3 protein-coding genes are annotated in these 1629 nt (G+C 59.5%); all 3 read right to left on the reverse strand.

Translation table 11 applies throughout. The features are described 5' to 3' along the window. Positions 1-884, reverse strand: an 884-nt coding sequence (locus INT21_RS00110; protein ID WP_193084713.1) for an IS66 family transposase, incomplete at its 3' end; no start/stop codon positions are given. A 28-nt stretch (positions 885-912) separates the two neighbouring features. After that, complete coding sequence (gene tnpB, locus INT21_RS00115; protein WP_004578760.1) at positions 913-1257, reverse strand: IS66 family insertion sequence element accessory protein TnpB; 345 nt, start codon at positions 1255-1257, stop codon at positions 913-915. Then, positions 1254-1544 (reverse strand): IS66 family insertion sequence element accessory protein TnpA, encoded by a 291-nt coding sequence (gene tnpA, locus INT21_RS00120; protein ID WP_172416383.1) that lies wholly within the window; start codon positions 1542-1544, stop codon positions 1254-1256. Before tnpA ends, tnpB begins: the two co-directional genes overlap by 4 nt. Positions 1545-1629 lie beyond the last annotated feature (85 nt).

Below are 1629 nucleotides of genomic sequence, written 5' to 3' on the forward strand. Positions count from 1 at the left end.
TGGGCACGCCCACGGCTGTTCGAGTAGGTGAACACCACCTCGTCGGCATCGCCGTATAACGGCCAGAACCAGCCGGTTTTCATCTTGCCCTTTTGCGGGCCGGCCCGGCCCTGATGACCGGCTTTGATGGGCGTTTCATCCATGGCCAGCACCCGACTGCGCAGCACATTGTCGGTCTGGGCATCCACGATGGGTCGCAACAGGTCGATGGCACGCTTGACCAGGTTCGTCAGGGTGCTGCGACTGACGGTGATACCGGCCTGCTGGATGCGCTGGTGTTGACGATACAGCGGCAGGTGGAACTGGAACTTGTCCACCAGCAGCCCGGCCAGCAGGCTGACGTCGGCCAGGCTGTTGTCCAGCACGTTGAACGGAGCCAGAGTCGTCACCGGCTTCTCGGCCCCCTTTCGCCGGAACACCGGGCGTTCGCACTTAAGCACCACATAACTGGAGGCACGCTGGGCCAGCCGGTAGGTGGTCTTGCTACCGATCACTTCGTACTGGTCAGCCTCCGGCCCGGTCAGTTCCGGTGGCAGGTGCTCAATGACCTCCATCGGCACATCGGCGGTAAAGCGCAGACCGGAGTCATTCAAGCAGTCGTCGTCCCGCTGCTTTTTGCCGGTGCCGCGCTGATAGGCCTTGATGGTGCGTTTTTCTTCGCCAGCAGGCTGCTCCGGCAGCGGTGCTTCATCGGGCTGGAACAGGCTGTTCTGGCCCGGCAGATCAAACACCTGCTTCTCGGACTTGGGGCCGAACAGCTGCTTCTTGAACCAGTCCAGCTGGCGCTGCAGGATCTGGACCTGCTCACGCAGCAGTGCATTCTCATCGGCCAGAGCCGAGGAGGACGATGCATTGGGACAAGGATCAGAAGCCGTTGAATTCATGACCGATATTATACCGGAAGTCCGTCTTCTATACCCCTCGAAAACGCTTGAACTGGCGGTATTTCTGCACCTCAATGCCATCGATCAGCAGTTGCAGATCCGTCAGGGTCAGGGCTCGCTGCCCCGAGGCAGATAATGGCACCCGGAACTGCCCCTGCTCCAGGCGCTTGGCCCACAGGCAGTAACCGGTGGTCGTAAAATACAGCATCTTCATCTGAGTCTTGCGGCGATTGACGAAGACGAAATACTGGCCGCTGAGAGGGTCGTGCTTCAACTGATTCCGGACCAGGGCACTCAGGCCCCGGAACGATTTGCGCATATCGGTGGGCTCGGTGCACAGCCAGATCCGGGCCTGACTATCGAGCCCGATCACCCGTTCTGGCTCAGCCGCAGTTCAACGCCATTGCCCAGGCTGAGCACAATGTTCCAGCCTGGGCCGGAGGATTGCGATGTGTCCATCAGTGACGACAAATCCAGAAAGCTGGCTTCACCGGATCCAGCCGAATCATCGGCCGACGGATCAGACAGGCGCTTGCGCCAGTTGCAGAAACTCGCGTAACCAATGTTCTCTTGTTCGCAGAACTGCCGAGCTGACAGACCACTGTCACGCTGCTGATTGACCAAAGCCTGCCACTGGTCGGGTGTGCGGTGCTTTCTCATGGCGATAACCTCGTGTTGGAAACTGTGAGGTTACTTTAGGGCGAATTTTAGCGGGGTGGCAGAACGTCGCGGAATGGACGCTTAC

The sequence above is a fragment of the Halomonas sp. 3F2F genome, assembly GCF_014897805.1.
Lineage (GTDB): Bacteria > Pseudomonadota > Gammaproteobacteria > Pseudomonadales > Halomonadaceae > Vreelandella.

What these genes read in the sequence shown, in the direction of transcription:
- tnpA (WP_172416383.1), bottom strand. Translation starts at nt 1,544, where the DNA reads ATGAGAAAGCACCGCACACCCGACCAGTGGCAGGCTTTGGTCAATCAG.